The sequence below is a fragment of the Cupriavidus metallidurans CH34 genome, assembly GCF_000196015.1.
GTDB lineage: Bacteria > Pseudomonadota > Gammaproteobacteria > Burkholderiales > Burkholderiaceae > Cupriavidus > Cupriavidus metallidurans.
Genome location: NC_007973.1, coordinates 3,466,110 through 3,490,067 on the forward strand (window position 1 = coordinate 3,466,110; position 23,958 = coordinate 3,490,067).

A 23,958-nucleotide genomic window follows, 5' to 3' on the forward strand; every position below is an offset into this window, starting at 1 on the left:
ATGGTAAATCGTTAATGGGCTGGTTTGTGGCTCGTTTGTGGATTCGCCTCTTCCGGCTTGCATCACCCGAGCGCGTGGCCGATCAGGAGCCGCTTGATCAGCCCCTGGCTGCCCACCGCCCGCATCCCCAGATTGCGCACCACACGCGCCGGCGTGCCGGGCAGCGAGAACAACCGGTGCAAGCCATCGGTGGCGGCGGTCAGCGAGAGCAAATCGGTAGCGCGCGCGCGCTCGTAGCGGCGCAACAGGCGCAAATCCCCTTCCGAACGGAACGACTCTTTGTCGGCCATCACCCGCCCGAGTTCCACCACATCGCGCAAACCCAGGTTCATGCCCTGCCCGGCGAGCGGATGGACCACGTGCGCGGCATCGCCGACCAGCGCCACGTGCGGCTGGACGAACTGCTCGGCGCGCTGCAGCACCAGCGGGAAGCCCTGCGCCGGCGTGATGCAGCGCAGTGCGCCAAAGCGGGCGCCCACCGCGCCGCTGGCTACCTGGGCCACGGTCGCGGCCAGCGCCTCGGGCGACAACGCGAGGAGGTCGTGGGCGTGTGCCTCATCGGCCGACCACACCATCGACACCCGATTGCCCGGCAACGGCAGCATCGCCAGGATTTCGCCGTTGGCCGGTTCCTCGTCAGCCATCAACTTCTCCGGCGCCCCCAGGAACCATTGCCAGGCGGTTTCCTGGTGCGGCAGTTCGCACTGGAAGTTGGCCACCACGCCAAGCTGCCGATACCGCCGCTGCGTGGTGCCGATATGACATTGCTGGCGCACCCAGGACCGGGACCCGTCGGCCCCAACCAACAAATTGGCGCGAACTTGTGCGCCGCTGGCCAGCGTCAGCGTCACACCGTCGACGTCGCGCTCGAGCCCGGTGGCCGTGTCGTCGAACCATTTCACCTGGTGCTGGAATCGCAGCGCGGTGTCGAGCACGCGCTCGACGTGCCCAGATTCGACGATCCACGCGAGCTGCGGCACGGCGGCGGCGTAGGCCGAGAAATGCAGATCCCCATCGAGCGAGGGATCGGTCTCGGCAGCACTCTCATCACCAAACACACGCATGTCGCGCACGGGCTGCACACGCGCCGGGTCCAGCGCCTCCCAGACACGCAGCCGCTCCAGCAGCGCCTGCGAACTGGCGGAAAACGCGTAGATGCGGGCATCCCAGTCATCGCCCCCCCGGCGGGCCCCCTCAGCAGCGGGCCGGGGCGCCGCCAGCGCCACCTGCATACCCTGCTGCGCCAGCAGCAGCGCGCAGGCCTTGCCAACAATGCCGCCGCCGACCACGGCGACCTGGAAGCGGGAAGAGGAATTCGAGGACATGGAAGAAGTGACGGTGCGTGACACCGATGCGGCAGGTCCGGACATCCCTGAATTATAGCGACGTGACGGGGGCTCCATCCGCGTGATCGGTTCGGACACGCATACGGACCGGTTCTGCCGCTTGCCTCCCGGCCGGCGCACCCGACCGCCCGAAGCCGGCATTGCCGTCAAGGCGACCTGCGCCGTCCGGTCCGCAGGTCATTTTCTTCTTATCCCGCAAGCAATAAGCGAGTGCCATCGAAAATGCCCCACGTCGAGGTCATTTCGCACTTTGAATCGCTTGCCTGGATTTTTGCTTTGCGTGTACGCTGGCCGCAAGGGCCCCCTTCCCTCTCGCAGCAATACCAAAAAACCACAACAACAATGGATCGCTCGAACCTGCGCCGCTATCTGATTGGATGGTTTCTGACTTTACTGCTGGCTGGCGTCGACTGGATATGGTTTTCAGCTACGGAATATGACGTGGAGGATGGGCTCGCAATGAGCACCATTCAGTCGGCGATTGGCCTTCTTCTCGTGTCGACATTCCTGTACGGCCTCAGTCGAATCAATCGGTACGCACCATTGACGGAGAAAATACGCCTTGGCGAAATCGCCAATGTGACATGCTGGGTCGTACTGCTCGCTTGTTTCATCGTCGCGTGCAATACGCTGCAGTACCTGTGCACAACCGTCAGCGCCCCACTGGTGGATGAAACGCTTCTGGCATTCGATCGAGCCCTCGGCTTCGAATGGCTGGCTTTCTATCGCTGGGTCCATTCCTATGAAACGCTGCGGCAAATCCTGGCAGCGGCTTATCTCAGTTTTTATATTCAGCTTCTGACCATACCGATTATTCTGGGGCTGACTCGCCACCATGCAGAGCTTTCTGAGTTTGTCCTGCTGATCATGTTGGCCGAGGCCCTACTCTTGATTATTTCGACCGCCGTGCCGGCTTCCAGTACTTTTGTCTATTTCGGCATCACGGCTCCCAACACTTCGGAAACGGTTTCCCATTTCCATTTGCTGCGAAACGGCTCGCTACAGATCATCAACCCCGTGCAGGGTCTGGTTTCGCTGCCCTCCTTTCATACGATGGTGGCCATTATCTGCACCTATGCGCTGCGACGATTGCCAACAGTCTTTCCCCTCGCCGTCATGCTCAACATCGTCATGATTGCTTCGACACCGACGCAGGGTGGTCATTACTTGGCGGATGTGCTGGCGGGCATTGCGTGCGGAGTCGCGGTCATTCTGATCTTCCGCAAGATGTCCGATCGCGCCATGCCGATCCGAGCAATGGTCCGGCGCCGCATCTGAGCGGCGAGAAGACGGTCAACCGTACCTTCCGGTTACCCGCGCGGGCATCGGCCGGGCCATGCATCACCCGGCAACACTGCGGCCGTCTGGCCCAAACCCTTTCTAATCAAGGCGTCCGATAGGGTTACTACGGTTACTAGGGTTACAATTGCCCCTTTCGTGCATGAAGCACGCGCAGGATCCGTGAGCCAACGCCGCGATCCGTGCTTGCTCGTCACTTCCCCGAATTCACTTCCGACTGTCATCGACTGGCGCCCACCACGCGACAAGCCGCGCGCCAGGCAGTCGTAAGCCATTGACTTCAAAGGTTTACCATGAGCCTCAAATGCGGCATCGTCGGCCTGCCCAACGTCGGCAAGTCCACGCTGTTCAACGCCCTGACCAAAGCAGGCATCGCCGCCGAGAACTATCCGTTCTGCACCATCGAACCCAATGTGGGCGTCGTGGAAGTGCCGGACCCGCGGCTGGCCAAGCTGGCCGAGATCGTGAAGCCCGAGCGCATCCTGCCGGCGACGGTCGAGTTCGTCGACATTGCCGGTCTGGTGGCTGGCGCGTCGAAGGGTGAAGGCCTGGGCAACCAGTTCCTGGCCAATATCCGCGAAACTGACGCCATCACCCACGTGGTGCGCTGCTTCGAGGACGACAACGTGATCCACGTCGCCGGCAAGGTCGATCCGCTGTCGGACATCGAAGTCATCAATACCGAACTCGCCCTGGCCGATCTGGCCACCGTGGAAAAGGCCCTGGCCCGCTACATCAAGCCAGCCCGCGCCGGCGACAAGGAAGCCCTGCGCCTGGTGGCCGTGCTCGAAAAGGCCCAGGCAGTGCTGGACCAAGCCAAGGCCGTGCGCACGCTGGACCTCGCGCCGGAAGAATGGGAAGCCCTGCGCCCGTTCTGCCTGATCACCGCCAAGCCGACCATGTACGTGGCCAACGTGCGTGAAGACGGTTTCGAGAACAACCCGCACCTGGACGCCGTGCGCGAGTACGCCAAGACCACCGGTTCGCCGGTCGTGGCCGTCTGCGCCGCCATCGAGGCTGAGATCGCGGATCTGGACGACGCCGACAAGGCCGAGTTCCTGGCCGACCTGGGCATGGAAGAGCCCGGCCTGGACCGCGTAATCCGCGCCGGCTTCAAGCTGCTTGGCCTGCAGACATACTTCACCGCTGGCGTGAAGGAAGTGCGCGCCTGGACCATCCATGTGGGCGACACTGCCCCGAAGGCCGCGGGCGTGATCCACACCGACTTCGAACGCGGCTTCATCCGCGCGCAGACGATCGCGTACGATGATTTCATCGCGTTCAAGGGCGAGCATGGTGCCAAGGAAGCCGGCAAGATGCGCGCCGAAGGCAAGGAATACGTGGTGCACGATGGCGACGTGATGAACTTCCTGTTCAACGTCTAAGCCATTCGGGACGCCTCCCGAGGTCCCGGACCATAAAAAACGCCCACAACCTCCAAGGTTGTGGGCGTTTTTGTTTCGGCCAGTTCCGCCGAAGGGTATCGACGTTACGAGCCGACTTGGAGCTGGCCGCCGCGACCCAGGCCGCCCTTCACATCCTGCGCCTTGTAGTTGCGCAGCGAGACGACCATGTTGTTGTAGGCGTCCATGAAGGCCGCCACGGTGGCCTTGCCCTCCGGCGTGCGCGAGAAGCGGACAGCAGGAACACCGCGCCAAACGTGAAGCAGGATCACGACGCGGCAGGCCGACGAGGCGCCCTTGCAGCGCCTCGCTCACTACATCGGCGCCAGCTTGTCGTCGCGCATTCCCACCAGCAGGGCCTGCCCGCTGGCATCCACCCGGAACTCGCCGAACCTCGCCTTCGAGAAGCGCTCGGCATGCCCTTCCTGGAAGAACCAGGCATCGGTCGATACCTGCACGTTCGACCGCCCCCAGCGCGACGCGACATTCTGCACGCGCAGCAATTGCTCGCCGGCAGCCAGCGCCTCGCCCTTGTGCAGGCGCACGAAGTGCCCCTCGTTGCTGGCGTCGCGGCGAATCACCACCAGTTCGTCACGGCGATTCTCGGTCTGATCCTGGCCATGCGCGGCCGACACTTCCATGCCGATGGCGAAATTCAGCGCCATGTAGTCGCCCTGCATCAGCGACCGTGGATCGACCGGCGCCAGCCGCAGATAGACCACATCGCCACGCGAGATCACGCGCTCCTTGCCGACGATGCCGGCCACAGCCACGGCGATGGTCAGCAGCCATCCAATCATGATCCAGCGTTTCATGCGATGGCCTCCTTGCGTGGCATACGGGTCAGCGCAAGCCGCGCGGCCAGCAGCAACACGCCAGCGGCGGCGAGCGTGACCGACTTGACGAGCAGCGTCCACTGCAGCGTGCTGTAGTACCAGATAAACCCGAGCAGAATCGCCGCGATGGCCAGCCCGATCCACGGCAACGACGCGCGCCGCAATGCCATGGCCAGCGCAAGCACGCCGGCCGTGACCGCCGGCGCCATCACCATCAGGCCGCTGAACGCCACAGCCAGCACCATCAGGCCGATACGAATACCGGCATCACAGCGAATGCGCGCGCCCTCGATCTGCGCGAAGCCAACCAGGCAGACGCCGACCAACACGCCGGGCACCCAGTTGCCGGGAGTCTGCAAATGCCTGATGCCATCGAACAGGAACTCGGACGGAAGCGCGGTTCCAGTGATGATTAGCGCCGAAGACAGGCCGAACACCAACGTGGCGTCGGCGGCGGGCTCCCAGAGCGCATGTGTCCCGCGTGCCGCAATGCGTGCCTCGTTCAACACGAAGACCATCACGGCAGCCATCGCCAGCACGCCCAGGAGGCCCACCGTGAGCGGCATCATCAGGAACGGATTCCGCATGGAGCCGCCCAGCGCGATATACAGCGCGATGGTCGCTGCCGACCAGCCGCCAGTCACCGCCACGAACCGATGCAGCCGGTTCGGCACGATCACGAACAGCACGGCTTCCAGCGCGGTCACACCCAGCCAGAACACAGCGGTCTGCGAAAGCCGATCGATGCCAAGGCTCTCGCCCACGCCAACGATCACCATGCCCTGTCCGCCCAGACTCGCGGCCAGCGCGAACTGGCCCAGCGCGATGCGCGCGCTGTCCTGACTGGTGGTGCGATACATCAGGATCGCCGCGCCAATCATCAGCAACCCGGTAATGGCGATAGCGGGGCCGTTGCCCCGCGTCACGGCGAACACGGAGCCCAGCAGGAACAATTGGGCGAACAGCGCGCCGAGCCAGCCCGCCGCGCCCATCAGCAGGCGAATCGGCCACGGCATGCGAAGCGCGGGCGTGAACTCGCCTTGCACGGCACCGCGAGCAGCAAGTTGCTGCCAGAGCAGGCGTTCGAATGGTTCGGTACTCATGCCGTCCTCCCGCTCTTTTCGCGCCATGCGCGCAGCAGCCACGTAGCAGCAACGACGGCCAGGCCGACCGTCAGCAGCGCGAGCAACAGGAACGATCCGAAGTCGCCATAGGCATCGATCAGCCAGCGGCCAACCGCCGAGATGATGACGCCGATGCCGGTCAGGCAAACCAGGCTCAGCACGACGATATCGAAAGCGCGCCAGCGGAACCACGCGCCAAGCGCGACCAGCGCCACCATGCAGATCAGCAGGCCGGAGCCTTCGACATGGCTGGTCAGCAGACTCATCAGCCCGACCCAGCCCGCGTAGGCGCAGGCCAGGATGCCGATCAGCCGGGGACCGGTGACACCCCGGAAGCCCCAGCTACCCGCGCGGGCGGCCAGCCCGTACCAGAGTGCTAGCTGGACCACCGCGGCACCCAGCAGGAACAGCATCGTTTCGCGCGCATGGTCCGCCGAGAACAGCAACTCGAACATGCCGCCCACGCCAAGTCGCACACTGCCATATCGCAGCAGCGCTACGTTCCCGACAACCAGCACGATCCACCAATGCGGCGCAGCCCGTGCGGCCAGCGCCCAGGGCAGCGCCAGCAGCGTCCAGAGCGCGAAGAGCTGCCAGGCATCGGCGCCGGTCTGGTAGGTCTGACCGATCACGGCCATCAGCACGCCGGACATGATCTGCGCGCCGCCCAACGCGGCGCGACCCGCCATATCGTCGGTCGGGCGCAACGAGGCAAAGCCCGCCAGCAGGGTCAGCAACGCCGCCAGCAGCCCGAACTTGGTGAATTTGTGGAGTGCCGCCCAATTGAAGGCGAAGAAGACGATCACGCCGGCGCATAGCAGCGCCGTCCCCAGTATCAGCAGCGCGCGGTCGAGCCAGCGGCGCCAGTCCATGCGATCGGGCAGCGTCGGCGCCCAGGCCGTGCTCAGATCCGCCGCATCGAGGCGACCCTGGGCACACCAGTCAGCAAGCGCCTGCTGCGCGGCGCGGCGATTTGAGAAGGTTTCCAAACCGTCGATCTCCCGAATGTCGGCATGGATCGCAATGTAACAAAAACGCGCTCGGCCAAAGCATCGCTGTCACCAATTGATGACCAATTGATATGCACGGCGCGCGGACCTTTCGCCCCCGTCGGCACACCGGTATGCTGGCGCTCTCTTCGTTTCCCGCGTTTTCCGCCCTGCCTGCCATGACCCTCGGCATTCTTGCCGCCCTGCACGATGAAGTCGACGGGCTGATCGCCGCCATGCGCCATGAGGACGCGCGCGCCACGAAGCGCACGATCGGGATGCGCGATTACTACAGCGGCACGCTGCACGGCCAGCCGGTGGTGCTGGTGCTGGCACGGATCGGCAAGGTGGCCGCGGCGGCCACGACGGTCACGCTGATCCGCGAGTTCGGTGTGAACGAGATCGTCTTCTCCGGCTTGGCCGGCGGTGTCGGCCCGGAGGTTCGGGTGGGCGATATCGTGGTGGCCGACCGCACCGTCCAGCATGATCTGGACGCCCGGCCACTGTTCCCGCGCCACGAAGTGCCGTTGCTCGCCCGGACCGAATTCCCGGCCGATCCCGGCCTCACCGGCGCTTTGCGCCAGGCCGCCGAGGACTTCCTTCGGCAAGATCTGGCCACTGAAGTCCCGGATGGCGTGCTGGCTCGCTTCGGGGTGCGCGATCCGCGCCTGCACGTGGGGATGATCGCCAGCGGCGACCAGTTCATCGGCTCGCCGGCGGCGGTCAGCGGATTGCGCGAGCAATTGCCGGCGCTGCAGGCCGTGGAAATGGAAGGCGCCGCCCTGGCGCAGATTTGCTACGAATATGGCGTGCCCTACGCGCTACTGCGAACGATCTCGGACCGGGCCGACGACACCGCGCATGTGGATTTTTCGTCATTTCTACGTGACGTCGCCAGTCACTACTCCGGGGCGATCCTGCGTCGATTCCTTGATGCAAAGGCTTGAATCCCGACAAAAATGCTCGGAGATTCCTGACTTTTTCGTCTGTTCACCCGTTACCGACGCGGACGCGCAACACCCCAGACACCCACGAGCACGGCCGCGCCGATGATCGCCGCACCCCAGCCAAGCAGTTGGCCATCGGTGAACAAATGCGCCGCGCGTCCGGTGTAGAAAGCGGCCAGCGCACCCGCCGCGCCCAGCAGTAGCGCGGCTGGCAGGCTGACGACGCGTCCGGACGGATGCATCTGCCGCCCCGCCAGTCCAACCACTGCGCCCACCACCGCCAAGCCGAGCATCCGCTTCCTCCGTGTCATTCGTGTCGTTTCGGCCACTTTCCGGCGGCCACGGCATAACAATACTGCAGGTGGAACAAATCGCCTCGATTCCTGCAACCTTGCAGCCGAGCGGTATAATGACCATCGCTTCCGGCGAAGTTCCGGATGGCACGCAAACCCCACAAATGCAACTGCTCGCGATCGGTATCAATCACACCACGGCACCCGTCTCGCTCCGCGAACGTGTGGCGTTTCCGCTTGAGCAGATCAAACCCGCGCTTGGCGCACTGCGCACCCACCTCTCGGGTCGCAACGGTACCGAAGCCGCCATTCTCTCCACCTGCAACCGCACCGAGATCTACTGCGCGACCGACGTGCTGAAGCCGGGCGAGGAAGGTTTCGAGCACACGCTGCGCTGGCTGGCGCAGCATCACAACGTCCCCGCTTCTGAATTGGCGCCGCACCTGTACGCGCTGCCCCAGTCGGAAGCCGTGCGCCATGCGTTTCGCGTGGCCAGCGGCCTGGACTCGATGGTGCTCGGCGAAACGCAGATCCTGGGGCAGTTGAAGGATGCGGTGCGCACCGCCGGTGAGGCCGGCGCGCTGGGCACGTACCTGAACCAGCTTTTCCAGCGCACGTTCGCGGTGGCCAAGGAAGTCCGCGGCCAGACCGAGATCGGCGCGCATTCAGTGTCGATGGCGGCCGCTGCGGTTCGCCTGGCGCAGCGCATTTTCGAGAGCGTCTCCACGCAGCGCGTGCTGTTCATCGGCGCCGGCGAGATGATCGAACTGTGCGCCACGCACTTCGCCGCGCAGACGCCGCGCCAGATCGTGGTGGCCAACCGTACCGTCGAACGCGGCGAAAAGCTGGCCGAACAGTTGTCCGAGCAGGGGCTGACCACCCAGGCGATCCGCCTGCAGGACCTTGGCGACCGTCTGCATGAATTCGACATCGTCGTCTCCTGCACCGCGAGTTCGCTGCCGATCATCGGCCTGGGCGCGGTCGAACGCGCGGTCAAGCGCCGCAAGCATCGCCCGATCATGATGGTCGATCTTGCCGTACCGCGTGACGTGGAGCCTGAAGTTGCACGCCTGGATGACGTGTTCCTGTACACCGTCGACGACCTTGGCGCCGTCGTGCGCGAAGGCAACGCGCTGCGTCAGGCTGCCGTGGCGCAGGCCGAGGCCATCATCGATTCCCGCGTGCTGAATTTCATGCACTGGCTGGAGACGCGCAGCGTCGTGCCCGTCATCCGCGAACTGCAATCGCAGGGCGAGGCGATCCGCCAGGCCGAAGTCGAACGCGCGCGCCGGATGCTGGCGCGCGGTGACGACCCCGCGGCCGTGCTCGAGGCGCTCTCTGGCGCGCTGACCCGCAAGTTCCTGCACGGCCCGACCCACGCGCTGAACCACACCCAGGGCGAGGACCGCGAGGCGCTGCTGCGCCTGGTGCCGGGCCTGTTCCGCCACAGCAGCCACTCCGAGCGCTAGCCGCTCCCCGCTTCAACGCTGGCGCACGCCAGCGTCCGGCATCCGCGTGTCGATCTGCGCGGCCCGCCAATGCCCCCCGCGACTCCGAATTCCTCCGCCAAGATGAAAGCCAGCATTTCCACCAAGCTCGACCAATTGGCCGAACGACTCGATGAAGTCAACGCCCTGCTCGCCCGCGAAGACGCGACGGCGAACATGGACCAGTACCGCAAACTGTCGCGCGAACATGCCGAGCTGTCGCCGGTGGCGGAGCAGTACGGCCAGTATCGCCAGGCCCAGGATGACCTGGCCACGGCGCAGGCGCTGCTTGACGACCCAGAGATGAAGGAGTTTGCGGCCGATGAAATCGACGCGGCCCGCGAGCGTCTCCAGTCACTCGAAAACTCGCTGCAGACCCTGTTGCTGCCGAAGGATCCGAACGACGACCGCAACCTGTTGCTCGAAATCCGCGCCGGCACTGGCGGCGAGGAAAGCGCGCTTTTCGCCGCCGACCTGCTCCGCATGTACACGCGTTATGCGGAACGTCGGCGCTGGCAGGTCGAGATCATGAGCGAGTCGCCCTCGGACCTTGGCGGTTACAAGGAAGTGATCGTCCGGATCGCTGGCGATGCCGCGTTTTCCCGGCTCAAGTTCGAGTCGGGTGGCCATCGCGTGCAGCGTGTGCCGGCCACCGAATCGCAGGGTCGCATCCATACGTCGGCCTGTACCGTGGCCGTCATGCCGGAAGCGGACGAGGTTGGGGAAGTCGAGATCAACCCATCGGATCTGCGCGTTGACACGTTCCGCGCGTCGGGCGCGGGCGGCCAGCACGTGAACAAGACTGACTCCGCCGTGCGCCTGACCCACCTGCCGACGGGCATCGTGGTCGAATGTCAGGACGACCGAAGCCAGCATCGCAACAAGGAAAAAGCGATGAAGGTGCTGGCCGCGCGCATCAAGGACATGCAGCTCCGCGCGGCGCAGGCCAAAGAGGCCAACACGCGCCGCAATCTGATCGGTTCTGGCGACCGCAGCGACCGCATCCGCACCTACAATTTCCCGCAAGGCCGGGTGACGGACCACCGTATCAACCTGACGCTCTACAAGATCGACATGATCATGGATGGCGACCTCGACGAGCTGATTTCCGCACTCTCCGCCGAGCACCAGGCCGACCAGTTGGCCGCCCTGGGTGAGGAATCCTGAATATGTAACTGAGGTAAATGCTTGAAACAGCACTAGCCGGGAAAGACGCACTGTCTATAATCGATTTCGACCAGACCACCCCGATGCGTCACTTTCAAGGCTCAAGGGTTCCGAAGTCTGGATGGAAGTTCACTCCTCCAACAGACATACAAGGATGAAATCATGAAAAAACTGCTCGCTCTGCTGATGATCACCGCCGCCCTGACCGCCTGCGGCAAGAAGGAAGAGGCTCCGCAAACGAATACCGACGCCGCGATGCAGAACGCAGCGGAATCGGCCAAGGCCGCCGCCAGCAGCGCAGCCGCCGCTGCATCGGATGCCGCGGATGCCGCCAAGGCTGCCGCCAGCGATGCCGCCGCCGATGTATCGGCTGCCGCCGAGAAGGCCAAGGCCGATGCCGGCAGCGCCATGTCCGCCGCCAAGGATGCAGCCAAGGACGCCGTCAACTCCACCGCCGACAAGGCCAAGGACGCCGTCAACAAGTAAATCCCCTACGTGATTCAGCGCGCGGTGGGGCCGGAATCGGCTTACACTAGGCGCTAATCACAAAATGCCGCGCAAAACCCCGTCGGGATGTTCCGACGGGGTTTTTTGCAAACTGGCGTACCGGTTCCCCAGATGGTCGAAGTCAGTAGTAAGCCGATGTCCCCGAGTCCTCAGGGCGCGCTGCCGCCCGCCCCCACGCTGCGCGAGGCGCTGACCCTCGCAGCCATCGCCGGCCTACCGGTGCTGGAGGCCCGCATGTTGCTCTCGCATGTGACGGGATTCACGCGCACGCAGCTGATCACGCGTGACAACGACCATCTGGACGCGCCAAAACGTGATGCATTTGCCACGTTGCTGGCCCGCCGGCTGACCGGGGAACCCATGGCCTATCTGATTGGAGAGCGTGAGTTCTTCGGCCGTACCTTCCGCGTCACCCCCGATGTGCTGATCCCTCGTCCAGATACCGAAGTGGCCGCCGAGGCATCGCTGGCGCGCATTGCCGACGTCAAGGCGCCACGCGTGCTGGACATGGGCACGGGCTCGGGCATCCTGGCCGTGACGATCGCCCGCGAGCGGCCCGACGCCGAAGTCTGGGCCACCGATATCTCCCGTGGCGCGCTGATGGTGGCCGAAGACAACGCCCGCGCGCTTCAGGCCGAGAACATCCGATTCCTGGTTTCCGACTGGTATGAGGACTTGCCGGTCGGATTGTGCTTCAACCTTATCGTCAGCAATCCGCCGTACATCGCGGAGGGTGACCCCCATCTGGTGGAAGGCGACCTGCGGTTCGAGCCGATCGACGCGCTGACCGATCATGAAGACGGTCTGAGCGACCTGGCCACCATCGTGGCGGGCGCCACCGCGCGGTTGCTGCCGGGCGGCTGGCTGCTGATGGAACACGGTTACGACCAGGGCGCCGCCATGCGCGCGCAGCTGGCCGAGGCGGGCTTTGTCGAGGTCTTCACCACGCGCGATCTGGCCGGGCTCGAGCGCTGCAGCGGTGGCCGCCTGCGCGGTTGATTTCCAGCCCGAATACCCCTACCTGAAGGCAGGGCCCGAATCCGGTAAAATCCGGACCGCTCCCCCCATTTCAGCGGTGCCAGCCTGGCGCCGCGCGCAACCAGAACGCATATCAATCATGAGTGACGTACAGCAGAAGATCGACCAGATCGTGAAGGGCAGCCCCGTGGTCCTGTTCATGAAGGGCACCGCGCAATTTCCGATGTGCGGTTTCTCGGGCCGGGCCATCCAGATCCTGAAGGCATGTGGCGTAGACGCCCCGACCACGGTCAACGTGCTCGAAGACGAAGGGATCCGCCAGGGCATCAAGGAATACGCCAACTGGCCGACGATTCCGCAGCTCTATGTGAACGGCGAGTTCATCGGCGGTTCGGACATCATGATGGAGATGTACCAGAACGGCGAACTGCAATCGCTGCTGAAGGCTTGATGGCCTGACGGCCTTCGCGCTCCAGCACATCATGCCTGTGACCAACGGCCGCGCGCCGCAACGGCTGATCATCGCCATCACGGGCGCGACGGGCGCCATCTACGGCGTCCGGCTCCTGCAAGCGCTCCAGGGGGTGGCCGATGTGGAAACGCATCTGCTGATGTCGCCCGCCGGCGTGATGAACCTGCAGCACGAACTCGACATGGGCCGCGCCGAAGTGGAAGCGCTGGCCGATGTGGTTCACAACGTGCGCGACATCGGCGCGACGATCGCCAGCGGTTCCTTCCGCGCCAACGCGATGATCGTGGCGCCCTGCTCGATGCGCACCCTCGCGGCAATCGCCCACGGCCTTTCCGACAACCTCATCACGCGCGCGGCGGACGTCACGCTCAAGGAGCGGCGCAAGCTGGTGCTGATGGTGCGGGAAACACCGCTAAATCTGGCGCATCTGCGCAATATGACCGCGGTGACGGAAATGGGTGGGATCGTGTTCCCGCCGGTGCCCGGGTTCTACCAGAAGCCACAGACAATCGACGAACTGGTCGACCACACGGTCGGACGAGTACTCGACCTGGTCGATCTGCGCGAGATCGGCGAAAAGCTCGCGCCCGGCTGGGGTGGGCTGAACAACAGCGCGGAAGATTGAAGCGCTGACGCCAGCCACGTACACCCCTCTCCCGATGGTGGACGAGGGATGTGCCCGCCATTCGCCTTACCAGTGGTAATAGCGACGGCCGTAGTAGCCGTAGTAACCGCCATACGGCCGCACCACCACGGCAGGCGGACCCACATAGACCGGCGCGGGGGCCACAGCGATCGGCGCCGGTGCCACGGCTGGTCCGTACGGCGTGGGGTACACCGCGCAACCGCCAAGCATGGCTGCGCCAGCCACTGCCAAACCCATCAATATTTTTTTCATTTCCGCGTCCTTGTAGTGATGCTGCTACCTGCAAGAACGTTATACGGGTGGGTCTGGTAATACAGCGTCAAGCTGCTGTAACCCTTGTTACGATTCGCAACGTATTCGCGCATGTATATACGTGCGCTTTACTCACACATCCGCACATATATCCGATCAAACGTCGAAGCGGATACCCTGTGCCAGCGGCAACGCATCGCCATAGTTGATGGTGTTCGTGGCACGCCGCATGTAGCCCTTCCACGCATCCGAGCCTGATTCCCGACCACCGCCGGTCGCCTTTTCGCCGCCAAAGGCGCCGCCGATTTCCGCGCCACTGGTGCCGATATTGACGTTGGCGATGCCGCAATCGCTGCCCGCCGATGACAGAAACCGCTCGGCTTCCCGCAACGACTCGGTGAAGATGCACGACGACAGCCCGTGCGACGCTGCGTTATTGAGCGCGATGGCCTCATCCAGCGAGGTGTATGGCATCAGATAGAGAATCGGCGCGAACGTCTCGGTCAGCATCGTGTCGTGCTGCGCGTCGGTCAGTACCAGCGCGGGCCGCACGTAGCAGGCATGGGGATAGCGGTCGCCAAGCAGACGCTCTCCGCCGTGCACGACGTTCCCTTGGGCACGGCAACTCGCCAGCGCATTGGCCATCGTATCGCCCGCCGCATGATCGATCAGCGGCCCCACCAACGTGCCGTCTTCCAACGGATCGCCAACCGGCAGCCGGGCGAACACCTGTCGCAGCCGATTGGTGACGGTCTCGATCAGATCGGCATGGACAAAGGCGCGCCGCAACGTGGTGCATCGCTGCCCGGCGGTGCCCGCCGCCGCAAACGTCATCGCGCGAATCGTCATTTCAAGCTCGGCCGATGGCGTGACGATCGCCGCGTTGTTGCCGCCGAGTTCGAGAATCGCCCGCTTGAAATGCGCGGCACAGGCCATGCCGACTTCGCGGCCCATGCGCGTCGATCCGGTCGCGCTCATCAAGCGCACGGCCGGATGCTGCACGAGGTGCTCGCCAAGCTGGCGGCCGCCGGTCAGCACGCAGCTGAGCCCGTCGAACTGTGGCGCGTGGCGTTCGAATACGCGATCGAGCAATCCCTGCGCGGCCAGCGCGCAAAGCGGTGTCTTTTCCGACGGCTTCCACACCACGCCGTTGCCGCAGACCAGCGCCAGCGCGGCATTCCACGCCCACACGGCCACCGGAAAATTGAAGGCCGAGATCACGCCGCACAGGCCATACGGATGCCAGGTTTCGCGCATCGCGTGCGCGGGCCGCTCCGAGGCGATCGTCAGTCCGTGCAACTGGCGCGACAGCCCTACCGCGAAGTCGCAGATATCGATCATCTCCTGCACTTCGCCAAGGCCTTCCTGCAGGATCTTGCCGGACTCCAGCGAGACCAGTCGCCCGAGCGCATCCTTGTTTGCGCGCAGCGCCTCGCCAAAGCGCCGCACCACCTCGCCCCGCGCTGGCGCGGGCGTCAGCGCCCAGGTGGTCTGGGCCGCATGGGCGCGCGCGATCCGCGCGTTGGCCAGCGCGGCATCACACATCGCAAGCTGGCCGAACACCTCGCCGTCGATCGGCGAACGCACGGCCAGCACGCCTGGCGCGGCGCCTTCGGCTGGCGTCCACGGTGGCGGCAGGTCCATGGCCTGCCAGCAAGCTGCGATCTCTTGCGCTTTCATGCGAGCGTCTCCTGTAGCGGATGATGCGAGTAGTGCTGGCCGAAGCGGTTGGCCAGGAACCGGTCGAGCGGCATGGCTTCCTGCGGCACGAACCCGGCCTGCGGCAGCACGCCCGTGGCCACAAGGTCGAGCGCCGTGCAGATGCCCGCCGCCGTGGTCAGCTGGATCGCGTTGACGTGGCCAATCCCGGCAAAGTCCGCCATGCCGCCGATGCGCGCGGAGAACGATGCCTGCGTGAGCGGTCCACGCTTGCCTTCGCCCCTCACGCCGGGCGGATGCCCGGTGGCGCTGGCAAAGACGATCACCACGTCCTGCTCGGTAACCGGAATCGCGTGCTCGAAGATCTCGCGCAGCCACTCGCGCCGTTCGCGCAGCCGCAGGTCATTCAGCAGCAGTTTCATCTGCGCGCAGTGCCCGGGGTAGCGGATCGACTTGTAGTCGACTTGCCGCGCATGGCCTGCCAGGGTGTCTGGCAAAGTGCCCAGCCCTCCAGATGTATTAAAGGCCTCGTATTCGACGCCGTCCAGTGCGAAGGTCTCATGCCCTTCCAGCGCGGGCAGTTCCACGCGCCGACCGTCGACGATGGCTTCGCACGGGTTGCAGTACTCGTTGATCAGCCCCTCGGTACTCCACGTCAGGTTGTACTTGAGTGCGTTGCTCGGATAGCGCGGCAGCGCGCCCACGCGCATCCGCAAATCGAGAAGTTCGCCGCCGCCGCGCAGGAAGCGCTGCGCGAGGTCGTGGCCGACCACGCCGATGAAACCCGGCGCGAGCCCACACTGGGGCATCAGCACGGCACGCGCACTCCGCCCCAGTTCGCGAATCACCCGGGTGGCGGCCACGTCCTCGGTCAGATCGAAGTAGTGCACGCCAAGCCGCGCTGCCACTTTTGCCACGTTGACGGCGGCATGGAACGGCAGCGCATTGAGCACCGCATCAGCGCCGGCCAGCAGCGCCGCGCAGGTGCCGGGTTCGGTTGGATCGCCCGCGCGCACGGCGATCTGGCGCGGCATGCCGTCGAGCCGGTGCGCGTCGTGATCGACCAGGCAGACGCGGTAGTCGCCCGAGGCGGCCAGCATCGCGGCAATCACACGGCCGATCTTGCCAGCGCCGAGCACCACCACGGATAGCGGCCGTGGAGCCAGGGTCAGGTCGCGCACGGCGGCGGGACCAAGCGTTGAGGGTTGCATGGCGGGCTCCGTCAGAAGGTCATGGAAAGCATTCGTTGTGACTGAAGTATGGGCAGCAACGCGCACGTTTTGTAGCCACAAGATTGACGAAAGCCCGGCATAATCCGACGTATCGACGTTTAATACTGACGAATCGTCAGAGCGAGCCATGGCGGAACTCGACCAGACCGATCGGCACCTGCTGGCCCTGCTGCAGGCCAACGCACGCGAGAGCGCTGCAAACCTGGCGCGCGCGCTTGGCATCGCCCGTACCACCGTGGTGGCGCGCATCGCGCGCCTGGAGAAGATCGGCGTGATAGCCGGCTACGGCGTGCGGCTGGGCCGCCAGATGGAGGACAACGCGATCCTGGCGTTCTGCGGGCTCTCCGTGCAGCCCAAGGCATCCCCTGCCGTGGTGCGCGCATTGCAACGCTTCCCGGAAATCGAGGAACTCAATTCGGTCAGCGGCCCGGTGGACTACATGGCGGTGATCCGCTGCGACTCGCATGCGCGGCTCGACAAACTGCTCGATGAAATCGGGATGCTCGATGGCGTCAATCACACCCAGACGTCGATCGTGCTGGCGCGGAAGATCGACCGGCGACGGGCCGCTGGCTAGGCGAAGCTGGCCAACCGGCCCTGCCGGGCGCCTACCGCGCTGCTGCACTATCCTCTACGTACTCAAGAGCGGAGACCAATATGAACAATGACATTCGCGTTGCCGTCGGTGGTGTCACCGGCTGGGCCGGTGGCGAGTTGGCACGCGGCGTGGCACATGCCGCCGACATGACACTGGTGGCGGGCCTGTCGCGTGGCGCGGCGGGACAGGCACTGGCGAAACTGACGGGGCACGCCGACACTCCGGGCATTGCCGTGGCCAGCATCGAGGAACTAAACCAGACGCCTTACGACGTCTACGTCGAATACACCAAGCCGACCATCGCAAAGCACAACATCCTGCAGGCGCTGGCGCGCGGCGCGCACGTCGTGGTGGGCACCTCTGGGCTGACGGACGACGACTACGTGGAAATCGACGCCGCCGCGCGCAAGGCAGATCGTGGCGTGCTGGCTTGCGGCAATTTCGCGATCACGGTGGTGCTGCTGCAGAAGTTTGCCGAAATGGCCGCGCGCCATCTGGAGCACTGGGAAATCATTGACTACGCCAAGGCTGGCAAGGTCGACGTGCCGTCGGGCACGGTGCGCGAACTCGCATTCCGGCTCGGCCAGGTCAAGGCCGCCGCGCAGGTGGTGCCGATCGACGAGGTCAACGGCCCGAAGGAAACGCGCGGCGCGACGATGTCGGGCACGCAGGTGCACGCGGTGCGGCTGCCCGGCTACCAGCTCGGCGTGGAGGTGATCTTCGGCGCCGATGGCCAGCGCCTGCACCTGAAGCACGAAGCCGGCGATGGCTCGAAGCCGTACGTGTCCGGTGGACTGCTGGCGATCCGCAAGGTCCACACCGTGCGCGGCGTGGTCCGCGGACTCGACAAGGTGATGGAAGGGCTCTGACGAGCCCAACGACTCCGGACGCCTTACCAGCTGCCGGGGTTCACCGGTTTGACGGGCGCCTTCTTCTCCGCCTTCTCCTTCTCGGCCTTCTCGGCTTTCTCGGTCCCCTTGCCGGGCTTCGCCGCCGCGTCTGACGCCGGTGGCGCGAGCGATTTGGCCACCGCGGCATCGCGGTTGGCCATCAGCGCGCGCGCCTGCGGCAGCAGCAGTTCGATCGTGCCTTCGGACGGGTCCTCCGGAATCGCGTACAGCTCGACCGTCAGCGGGCGATGCATCCAGCCCGCGTGAATGGTCTTCACCGCATTGCCGGCCTTGTCCTTCATGTCGACCATTTCCTTGCGGAACGGCTTGCCGTAGCGCGCGGAGAGCGACTGCTCGGCGGCATCCTGCGACTTGATGCCATCGGTCGGCACCATCACGCCCACCAGCGCATTGCCGTCGACGAATGCCAGCAGGTGCGGGCCATCCATGAATACCGGACGCTTGTCGCGCGGCACGCCAATCTGGCGCATGGTGCCGTCGCCGCGCAGCTCGACGCATAGCGCTGTCACGTCCTTGCCATCCGGCGTGCGGTGATCGGCACAATCCGGCAGCGCGGGCAGCGGGTTGCCGATCTCGAGCGTGCCAAGGATCTGGGCCAGCGCGTCAGTCCCGGTGGGGGCCGGCGCGGCAGCTACGGCAGGCGTGGCGGGTTTCGCGGGTGTTGCGGGTGCGGCATGGGCGACGGACGTCGCCAGCAGGCTGGCGAGCGCCAGCCCGGCAAGAGGCAATCTCAAAACTCACTCCTGAAAACGGCTCCGCGTTGGAGTCGGCCCCGCGCCGAGGGTTCAAACCCGTCCACCGGAGTGACGTCTGGTCGACAGATTGGCCGAGGCGGCTAGCGGAGCATGTGCTTCACGGCGTTGAAGCATACCAGCGCGAGGCCGATCAGCACCGCCCACAGGATCAGGCGCGGTATCGGGCTAGGTGGAAGCTGGCGCGACGGGGTGCGCTGCATGACGGGCATGCGCATACGGGAGTTGGTCTGCAATCCGCGCGTGTGCCAGATGGTGGTGTCCGCACCAAGGTCCACCGCCCGGGGTGTTTCGCGCCGAGGCTGGCTGCCCGGCGCCCCGGCTTGCGTGCTGTTATTGGTACTGGTACTGGTACTGGTACTGGTCGAAGCCTTGCTGGTGGATCTGCTGGTCGAGCGCGTGCCGACTGGTCGTTGCGTGGCCATCCCCTGCTCCCCGATTGCATCGATTGCCGACGTATCAGTGTGCCGCCGGTACACACGCGTGGCCGCCGGTCTGCAGCCCCCGGTCCACGCGCGGCACATGTTAAGACAAAGTGGCCGTGTCCGCCACAGCGGCTCCACCGTGCCACCACTGCGCCTTTCCTCTGGCAGCGGTGGCAACCACGCGTCACGCGGACGCTGACGCTGACTTCCGGCCGATCGACATTGCCTCGCGGCGGAAGGCGTGGCCCATGTGGTGATAGAACGGATGCGGGTTGAACTGGCGCGACAGGAACGACGCCAGCAGCGACGCCGCAAGCAGGTAGATCGTCAGATCCTGCGTGCGGGTCATCTCCATCACGATCACGCTGGCGGTGATCGGCGCCTGCGTGGCGGCGGCCAGGAATGCGGCCATCGACACCAGCGCCAGCACGCGCGGCTCGGTCGCGCCCGAGAGGAAATGGGACACGGTGTCGCCGATGCCCGCGCCGATGGCCAGCGAGGGGGTAAAGATGCCACCAGGGATGCCCGCGAAATACGACACCACGGTGGCAACGAACTTCGCCAGCCCGAACCAGATCGTGCTGTGTGGCGTGCCGTTGATCAGGCCAGATGCCTGCTCATAGCCCGTGCCGAACGTCGCGCCAGCGGTTGCCCAGCCGAGCGCGGCCACGATCAGGCCGCAGAAGAACGCCACCATGACCGGATGCGCGTTCAGCCAGCCGCGCCACGATGACGGTGTCAGGCCCGGCACCCCCGCGATCAGCAGCTTGGCGAACAGCCCGCCCATCACGCCGTTGACCACGGCGCAGAGCAGCACCGGCCCCCAGGCGTCGTGCAGCACCAGCATCGGCACCTTGACGCTGAAGTACGGATTGTTGCCGAGCACTGCCAGCGACAGAAAGCCTGCCGTCAGCACGCCGGATAGCACCAGCCTGTCCCAACGCACCGACGTTCCACGGCCCAATTCCTCGATCGCGAACACCACCCCGGCCAGCGGCGTGTTGAATGCCGCGGCAAGACCACCGGCCGCACCGGCCGCGATCAGCGCGTTCGGATGAAATCCGATGCGAAACTGGAGCTTCTCGTGACACAAGCGGCCCCAGGCCAGCATGGCAGCGGCGCCGACCTGAACCGATGGCCCTTCACGGCCCACCGAGGCGCCGGCGAGCAATGCGCCGGTCGTCAGCAACACCTTCCACATGGATTGCCGGAACGAGACCAGCACGGTCTGCGCAACGCCCGCAGGCGGCAGCGTCACGGCGGCGATCACCTGCGGAATGCCGCTGCCGCGCGCCTGCGGCGCCAGCCGAATGGTCAGCCAGCGCAATGCGGCCAGCCCGAACGGCAGGATCACGAACGCCAGCCACGGCGTGGCCGTCGTCAGCTTCGCGTTCCAGTTCAGCGCCACTTCGGCGATATAGGCAAAGACGATCGAGAACAACGCCACGAAGCCCGCGCCGCACATGAACGCACCATAGCGAATGGTGGTGCGCGAAATTCGGCCAAACTGACGTGTCTTGCGGAATGCGGTGCTGCGCGCGTGCAAGCGCAACTTGCTCAGGCGGTCGGGCTGGTCCGGGTGTCGCGTGGATGCGGAATCTGGGGGCTTGCCGGCACCAGAAGGCGACGTGGCTTTGGTGGGATCGGAGGAACCGGAAGAGTTGGACGAATCGGGCGGCTCGGCGGAATCGGTCATGGCGTCGATGCGTGAGCGTTGGCAGCGGGGGAAGATGACAGAGGCTACCGGAGGCATCCAGCGCCTCCGGCAGCCCTCAACTATACGCCCGTCGCTCCCGCTGTCCCCCAGGATTCAGGCTAAGAGGCGCCATCACAATGAAGCGAAGCGGTTCTGGCTAGGGTGAAGCAGGGGTTTCGGCTCGTATGCGAGCCGCCTGCGGAACGGCATGTGCCTGCGAGCACATGCGCGCCCTGCAAGGGCGCGGCCGCAGACAGTACAAGTAGTACGGCAAGGCCGCGCAACGACGCCAGAATCATTTTGATAGCGCCTCTGAATCTCAATCCAGCGTGATGTGGTTGGCGCGAATCACCTTGCCCCAGTTGTCTCGATCGGCGGTCACGTAGCGGTCGATCTCAGCCTGTGTGCGCGGCGGCTGTACCACGAACCCGAGCGCGTTGAACGTGTTGCGGAACTGCGCCTCCGTCAGCACGTGCGATGCAGCGGCCTGCAGCTTTGCGACGGCTTCGGGCGGCGTATGCGCCGGCACCGCCAGGCCGAACCATGTGGCGGCGCGGAAGTTCGGGTAGCCGCTTTCGGCGACGGTCGGCACGTTGGGCAGCACGTCGAGCCTCGAACTTCCGGTCACGGCCAGCGCCTTGAGCTTGCCGGCCTTGATATGCGGCAGCGACGTGCTGACCACGTCGACCATAAGCTGGACGTTGTTGCCCAGCAGCGCGGACAGCGCCGGGGCCGAGCCGTTGTACGGCACGTGCGTCATCTCGATGCCGAGTTCGGTCTTCAACATCTCCGTGGCGAGCTGCAACGAATTGCCGAGCCCCACCGACGAGTAATTGAGCTTGCCATTGGCAGCCTTGGCGTAAGCCGCGAACTCCTTGATGTTGTTGGACGGCACCTGGTTGTTGACGACCACCACGAGTGGCGCTTCCACGCCGACCGTGATGATCTTGAACTCCTGCGGCTCGTAGCCGGGCTTCTTGTAGAGCATCGGATTCAGCACCATGCTCGCGCTGGTGACCAGCAGCACCGTGTAGCCGTCCGGCTGCGCGCGCGCCACGCTCTGCGTCCCGATCATCGTGTTTGCGCCGGGGCGGTTCTCCACGAGCACCGGCTGCTTCAGTTCCCGCGACACGCCTTCGGCGATCCCGCGACCGAACTGGTCGGTCGAGCCGCCGGGCGCGTAGGGCACCACGAGCTTGATGGGCCGATCCGGCCATGCGGCGGACGCGGATGACAGGGTCGTGGCAAGGCCGAGCGCTGCCGCGGCCAGGATGGCGGTTCTGCGATGCATGTTGTCTCCTGCTGCTTTGTGTTTTATGTGTGTTGTCTCCCCTCCCCCGCAAAGCGGGAAAGCGGAGCCTGTCAGTGGCCGACGCCGTCGCCGTCGCGGCCGGCTTCCATCAAACCCTTCGCTGCCGCCCTGCCCAGTGCTGGTCGCGCAGCCGGCGCTTTGCCAGCTTGCCCGTTTCGTCGCGCGGCAACTGCGCGACGATTTCGATCGTGCGCGGCACCTTGAAGCCGGACAGCCGGCCTCGCATCCAGTCGATCACGGCCACCGGATCGAGCGTTGTGCCGGCCATGGGCTGAATCACGCCGTGGAGCCGCTCGCCATACTCGTCGTCCGGCACGCCAAACACCACGCAATCGGCCACTCCGGGATAGCGCACGAGTTCATGCTCGATCTCGGCCGGATAGATGTTCACGCCACCCGAGATGACCATGTCCGACGCGCGGTCGCAGATGAACAGGTAGCCATCCGCATCGAGGTACCCCATGTCGCCAAGCGTGACGCGACCGTCCACGTCGATCGTCCGTCGTGCGGCATCGTTGTTCAGGTAGGTGAAATCGGGATAGGCGGGCTGGCGGACGTACACGAGCCCGACTTCGCCTGGCGCGCAGGGTCGTCCGGATTCGTCGATGATGCGCACGCTGGCCGCATCAACCGGACGCCCCGCCGTGCCCGGACGCTCGGCCGCATCCTCGGGTGTGGCCACGGTGACCATGCCCGCCTCGCTCGACGCATAGGTTTCGTGGATCACCGGGCCGAACCAGTCGAGCATGGCGCGCTTGACCTCCGGGGCGCACGGCGAGCCCGTGGACGCGACAAAGCGGATCGACGACAGGTCGTAGCGCGCGCGCACCTCGGGCGGCAGCTTGAGCAGGCGCACGTACATGATCGGCACCAGGTAGAGCACGTCGATGCGATGCTTCTCGACCAGCGCCAGCACCTGCTCGGCGTCGAAGCGCGGCGTCAGTACCAGGCGCTCGGCCATCTGCAGCGCGTTCTGGATAAAGACACCGGGCGCGCTGTGATAGAGCGGCGCGGACATCAGCGCACGGCACCCCGGCACGATCCCGATTGCCTTGGCCACCACCGATCGCATGCGCGCGGTCTGGTCCTCGAGTTCACCCAGCGGCACCGCGCTGCGCAGCACGCCCTTGGGACGGCCGGTGGTGCCCGACGTATAGGCCAGATGTCCACGTGGCGCAACGCGTGGGCCGTCGTACGGCGATTGCGTGGCGAGCCAGGGTTCGTAGGCGATGGTGATGGTGGCATCGGCGTCGCTGCCGTTCACGGTCAGCACGGTCATGCCTGCGGGAATCACTTCGCGCATCGACGGGAACAGATCGGCCTCGATGATCAGCACGCGGGCGCTGCTGTCCTCCAGCAGGAAGCGGGCTTCCTCCGGCGTGAAATGCCAGTTGATCGGGCAGTAGTAGACGCCGGCCGTCCGGCACGCGAAGACGACGTCGGCAAACACCGGGTCATTGCGCAGCATCACGGCCACCACCGCGCCCTCCTCAAGCCCCAGCCGCCGCAGGCCACCCGCCAGCCGATTACCGCGGTCGAGCACTTCGGTGCCGGTGCGGTGCAACGATTCGAACCAGAGGTCTGCGGCCATGCGGGGTCTCCTGTCTGCGCATTTTGTTGACCGAAC

25 protein-coding genes are annotated in these 23,958 nt (G+C 65.2%); 11 read left to right on the plus strand and 14 right to left on the minus strand.

Going from position 1 to position 23,958, the window contains the following annotated elements; translation table 11 throughout:
* Positions 1 to 62 precede the first annotated feature (62 nt).
* The gene (locus RMET_RS16000; RefSeq protein WP_011517672.1) at positions 63 to 1,487 is read right to left on the minus strand and encodes a UbiH/UbiF family hydroxylase; all 1,425 of its coding nucleotides are present in this window, start codon (positions 1,485 to 1,487) and stop codon (positions 63 to 65) included.
* Positions 1,488 to 1,568: 81 nt separating this feature from the next.
* Here RMET_RS16000 and RMET_RS16005 point away from each other — a divergent pair, with 81 nt between their 5' ends.
* Together RMET_RS16005 and ychF are read left to right on the plus strand one after the other, a co-directional pair.
* Entirely contained in the window at positions 1,569 to 2,624 is a 1,056-nt protein-coding gene (locus RMET_RS16005) for a phosphatase PAP2 family protein (protein ID WP_080710376.1), read from the plus strand.
* Positions 2,625 to 2,938: 314 nt separating this feature from the next.
* Complete coding sequence (ychF, locus tag RMET_RS16010) at positions 2,939 to 4,030, plus strand: redox-regulated ATPase YchF (RefSeq protein WP_011517674.1); 1,092 nt, start codon at positions 2,939 to 2,941, stop codon at positions 4,028 to 4,030.
* Between the two features lie 104 nt (positions 4,031 to 4,134).
* Here the strand turns inward: ychF and RMET_RS16015 are convergent, their stop codons facing one another.
* The 4 genes from RMET_RS16015 to RMET_RS16030 are packed head-to-tail and all read right to left on the minus strand — an operon-like array spanning position 4,135 to position 6,997.
* Positions 4,135 to 4,320 (minus strand): hypothetical protein, encoded by a 186-nt coding sequence (locus RMET_RS16015; RefSeq protein WP_011517675.1) that lies wholly within the window; start codon positions 4,318 to 4,320, stop codon positions 4,135 to 4,137.
* Between the two features lie 42 nt (positions 4,321 to 4,362).
* Positions 4,363 to 4,863, minus strand: coding sequence for a GDYXXLXY domain-containing protein (locus RMET_RS16020; RefSeq protein WP_011517676.1), 501 nt, complete (start codon positions 4,861 to 4,863; stop codon positions 4,363 to 4,365).
* On the minus strand, positions 4,860 to 5,987 hold the full coding sequence (locus tag RMET_RS16025) for a DUF4401 domain-containing protein (RefSeq protein ID WP_011517677.1): 1,128 nt from the start codon (positions 5,985 to 5,987) through the stop codon (positions 4,860 to 4,862). The genes RMET_RS16020 and RMET_RS16025 overlap by 4 nt, the downstream gene beginning before the upstream one ends.
* Positions 5,984 to 6,997, minus strand: a complete 1,014-nt coding sequence (locus RMET_RS16030) for a DUF2157 domain-containing protein (RefSeq protein ID WP_011517678.1) — start codon at positions 6,995 to 6,997, stop codon at positions 5,984 to 5,986. Before RMET_RS16030 ends, RMET_RS16025 begins: the two co-directional genes overlap by 4 nt.
* A 179-nt stretch (positions 6,998 to 7,176) precedes the next feature.
* Between RMET_RS16030 and RMET_RS16035 the strand changes: the two genes are divergently transcribed.
* On the plus strand, positions 7,177 to 7,944 hold the full coding sequence (locus tag RMET_RS16035; RefSeq protein WP_029308600.1) for a 5'-methylthioadenosine/adenosylhomocysteine nucleosidase: 768 nt from the start codon (positions 7,177 to 7,179) through the stop codon (positions 7,942 to 7,944).
* 50 nt (positions 7,945 to 7,994) lie between these two features.
* On the opposite strand, the gene RMET_RS16040 is transcribed toward RMET_RS16035, so the two are convergent.
* Positions 7,995 to 8,255: a hypothetical protein gene (locus tag RMET_RS16040; protein WP_375199112.1), complete on the minus strand. Its 261-nt coding sequence runs from the start codon at positions 8,253 to 8,255 to the stop codon at positions 7,995 to 7,997.
* Positions 8,256 to 8,401: 146 nt separating this feature from the next.
* Here RMET_RS16040 and hemA point away from each other — a divergent pair, with 146 nt between their 5' ends.
* The 6 genes from hemA to RMET_RS16070 all read left to right on the plus strand — a co-directional run bounded on the left by hemA (position 8,402) and on the right by RMET_RS16070 (position 13,473).
* The gene (gene hemA / locus RMET_RS16045) at positions 8,402 to 9,706 is read left to right on the plus strand and encodes a glutamyl-tRNA reductase (RefSeq protein WP_029308601.1); all 1,305 of its coding nucleotides are present in this window, start codon (positions 8,402 to 8,404) and stop codon (positions 9,704 to 9,706) included.
* Between the two features lie 102 nt (positions 9,707 to 9,808).
* Entirely contained in the window at positions 9,809 to 10,891 is a 1,083-nt protein-coding gene (gene prfA, locus RMET_RS16050; protein ID WP_029308602.1) for a peptide chain release factor 1, read from the plus strand.
* A 162-nt stretch (positions 10,892 to 11,053) separates the two neighbouring features.
* On the plus strand, positions 11,054 to 11,377 hold the full coding sequence (locus tag RMET_RS16055; RefSeq protein WP_011517683.1) for a hypothetical protein: 324 nt from the start codon (positions 11,054 to 11,056) through the stop codon (positions 11,375 to 11,377).
* Between the two features lie 156 nt (positions 11,378 to 11,533).
* Entirely contained in the window at positions 11,534 to 12,397 is an 864-nt protein-coding gene (gene prmC, locus RMET_RS16060; protein WP_029308603.1) for a peptide chain release factor N(5)-glutamine methyltransferase, read from the plus strand.
* A gap of 118 nt (positions 12,398 to 12,515) precedes the next feature.
* A complete protein-coding gene (gene grxD / locus RMET_RS16065) occupies positions 12,516 to 12,827 on the plus strand; it encodes a Grx4 family monothiol glutaredoxin (protein ID WP_008650878.1) in 312 nt (103 codons plus the stop codon).
* A 31-nt stretch (positions 12,828 to 12,858) separates the two neighbouring features.
* Complete coding sequence (locus RMET_RS16070; RefSeq protein WP_011517686.1) at positions 12,859 to 13,473, plus strand: UbiX family flavin prenyltransferase; 615 nt, start codon at positions 12,859 to 12,861, stop codon at positions 13,471 to 13,473.
* Between the two features lie 66 nt (positions 13,474 to 13,539).
* Here the strand turns inward: RMET_RS16070 and RMET_RS16075 are convergent, their stop codons facing one another.
* The 3 genes from RMET_RS16075 to RMET_RS16085 all read right to left on the minus strand — a co-directional run bounded on the left by RMET_RS16075 (position 13,540) and on the right by RMET_RS16085 (position 16,616).
* Entirely contained in the window at positions 13,540 to 13,731 is a 192-nt protein-coding gene (locus RMET_RS16075) for a hypothetical protein (RefSeq protein ID WP_008650882.1), read from the minus strand.
* A 171-nt stretch (positions 13,732 to 13,902) separates the two neighbouring features.
* The gene (gene amaB / locus RMET_RS16080; RefSeq protein WP_011517688.1) at positions 13,903 to 15,426 is read right to left on the minus strand and encodes an L-piperidine-6-carboxylate dehydrogenase; all 1,524 of its coding nucleotides are present in this window, start codon (positions 15,424 to 15,426) and stop codon (positions 13,903 to 13,905) included.
* On the minus strand, positions 15,423 to 16,616 hold the full coding sequence (locus RMET_RS16085; RefSeq protein ID WP_011517689.1) for a saccharopine dehydrogenase C-terminal domain-containing protein: 1,194 nt from the start codon (positions 16,614 to 16,616) through the stop codon (positions 15,423 to 15,425). The genes amaB and RMET_RS16085 overlap by 4 nt, the downstream gene beginning before the upstream one ends.
* A 148-nt stretch (positions 16,617 to 16,764) precedes the next feature.
* Between RMET_RS16085 and RMET_RS16090 the strand changes: the two genes are divergently transcribed.
* Together RMET_RS16090 and dapB are read left to right on the plus strand one after the other, a co-directional pair.
* A complete protein-coding gene (locus RMET_RS16090; protein ID WP_008643127.1) occupies positions 16,765 to 17,214 on the plus strand; it encodes an Lrp/AsnC family transcriptional regulator in 450 nt (149 codons plus the stop codon).
* Between the two features lie 80 nt (positions 17,215 to 17,294).
* Positions 17,295 to 18,104: a 4-hydroxy-tetrahydrodipicolinate reductase gene (gene dapB, locus RMET_RS16095; protein ID WP_011517690.1), complete on the plus strand. Its 810-nt coding sequence runs from the start codon at positions 17,295 to 17,297 to the stop codon at positions 18,102 to 18,104.
* A 23-nt stretch (positions 18,105 to 18,127) separates the two neighbouring features.
* Here dapB and RMET_RS16100 read toward each other — a convergent pair whose 3' ends face one another.
* The 5 genes from RMET_RS16100 to RMET_RS16120 all read right to left on the minus strand — a co-directional run bounded on the left by RMET_RS16100 (position 18,128) and on the right by RMET_RS16120 (position 23,922).
* Entirely contained in the window at positions 18,128 to 18,880 is a 753-nt protein-coding gene (locus RMET_RS16100) for a hypothetical protein (protein ID WP_011517691.1), read from the minus strand.
* 101 nt (positions 18,881 to 18,981) lie between these two features.
* Positions 18,982 to 19,323 carry a hypothetical protein gene (locus RMET_RS16105; RefSeq protein ID WP_011517692.1) on the minus strand — a complete coding sequence of 114 codons (342 nt, stop codon included), beginning with the start codon at positions 19,321 to 19,323 and terminating at the stop codon, positions 18,982 to 18,984.
* A 184-nt stretch (positions 19,324 to 19,507) separates the two neighbouring features.
* Entirely contained in the window at positions 19,508 to 21,019 is a 1,512-nt protein-coding gene (locus tag RMET_RS16110) for a chloride channel protein (RefSeq protein ID WP_375199111.1), read from the minus strand.
* A gap of 319 nt (positions 21,020 to 21,338) precedes the next feature.
* On the minus strand, positions 21,339 to 22,310 hold the full coding sequence (locus RMET_RS16115; protein ID WP_011517696.1) for a Bug family tripartite tricarboxylate transporter substrate binding protein: 972 nt from the start codon (positions 22,308 to 22,310) through the stop codon (positions 21,339 to 21,341).
* A 109-nt stretch (positions 22,311 to 22,419) separates the two neighbouring features.
* Positions 22,420 to 23,922 carry an acyl-CoA synthetase gene (locus RMET_RS16120; RefSeq protein ID WP_011517697.1) on the minus strand — a complete coding sequence of 501 codons (1,503 nt, stop codon included), beginning with the start codon at positions 23,920 to 23,922 and terminating at the stop codon, positions 22,420 to 22,422.
* Between the last annotated feature and the right edge of the window lie 36 nt (positions 23,923 to 23,958).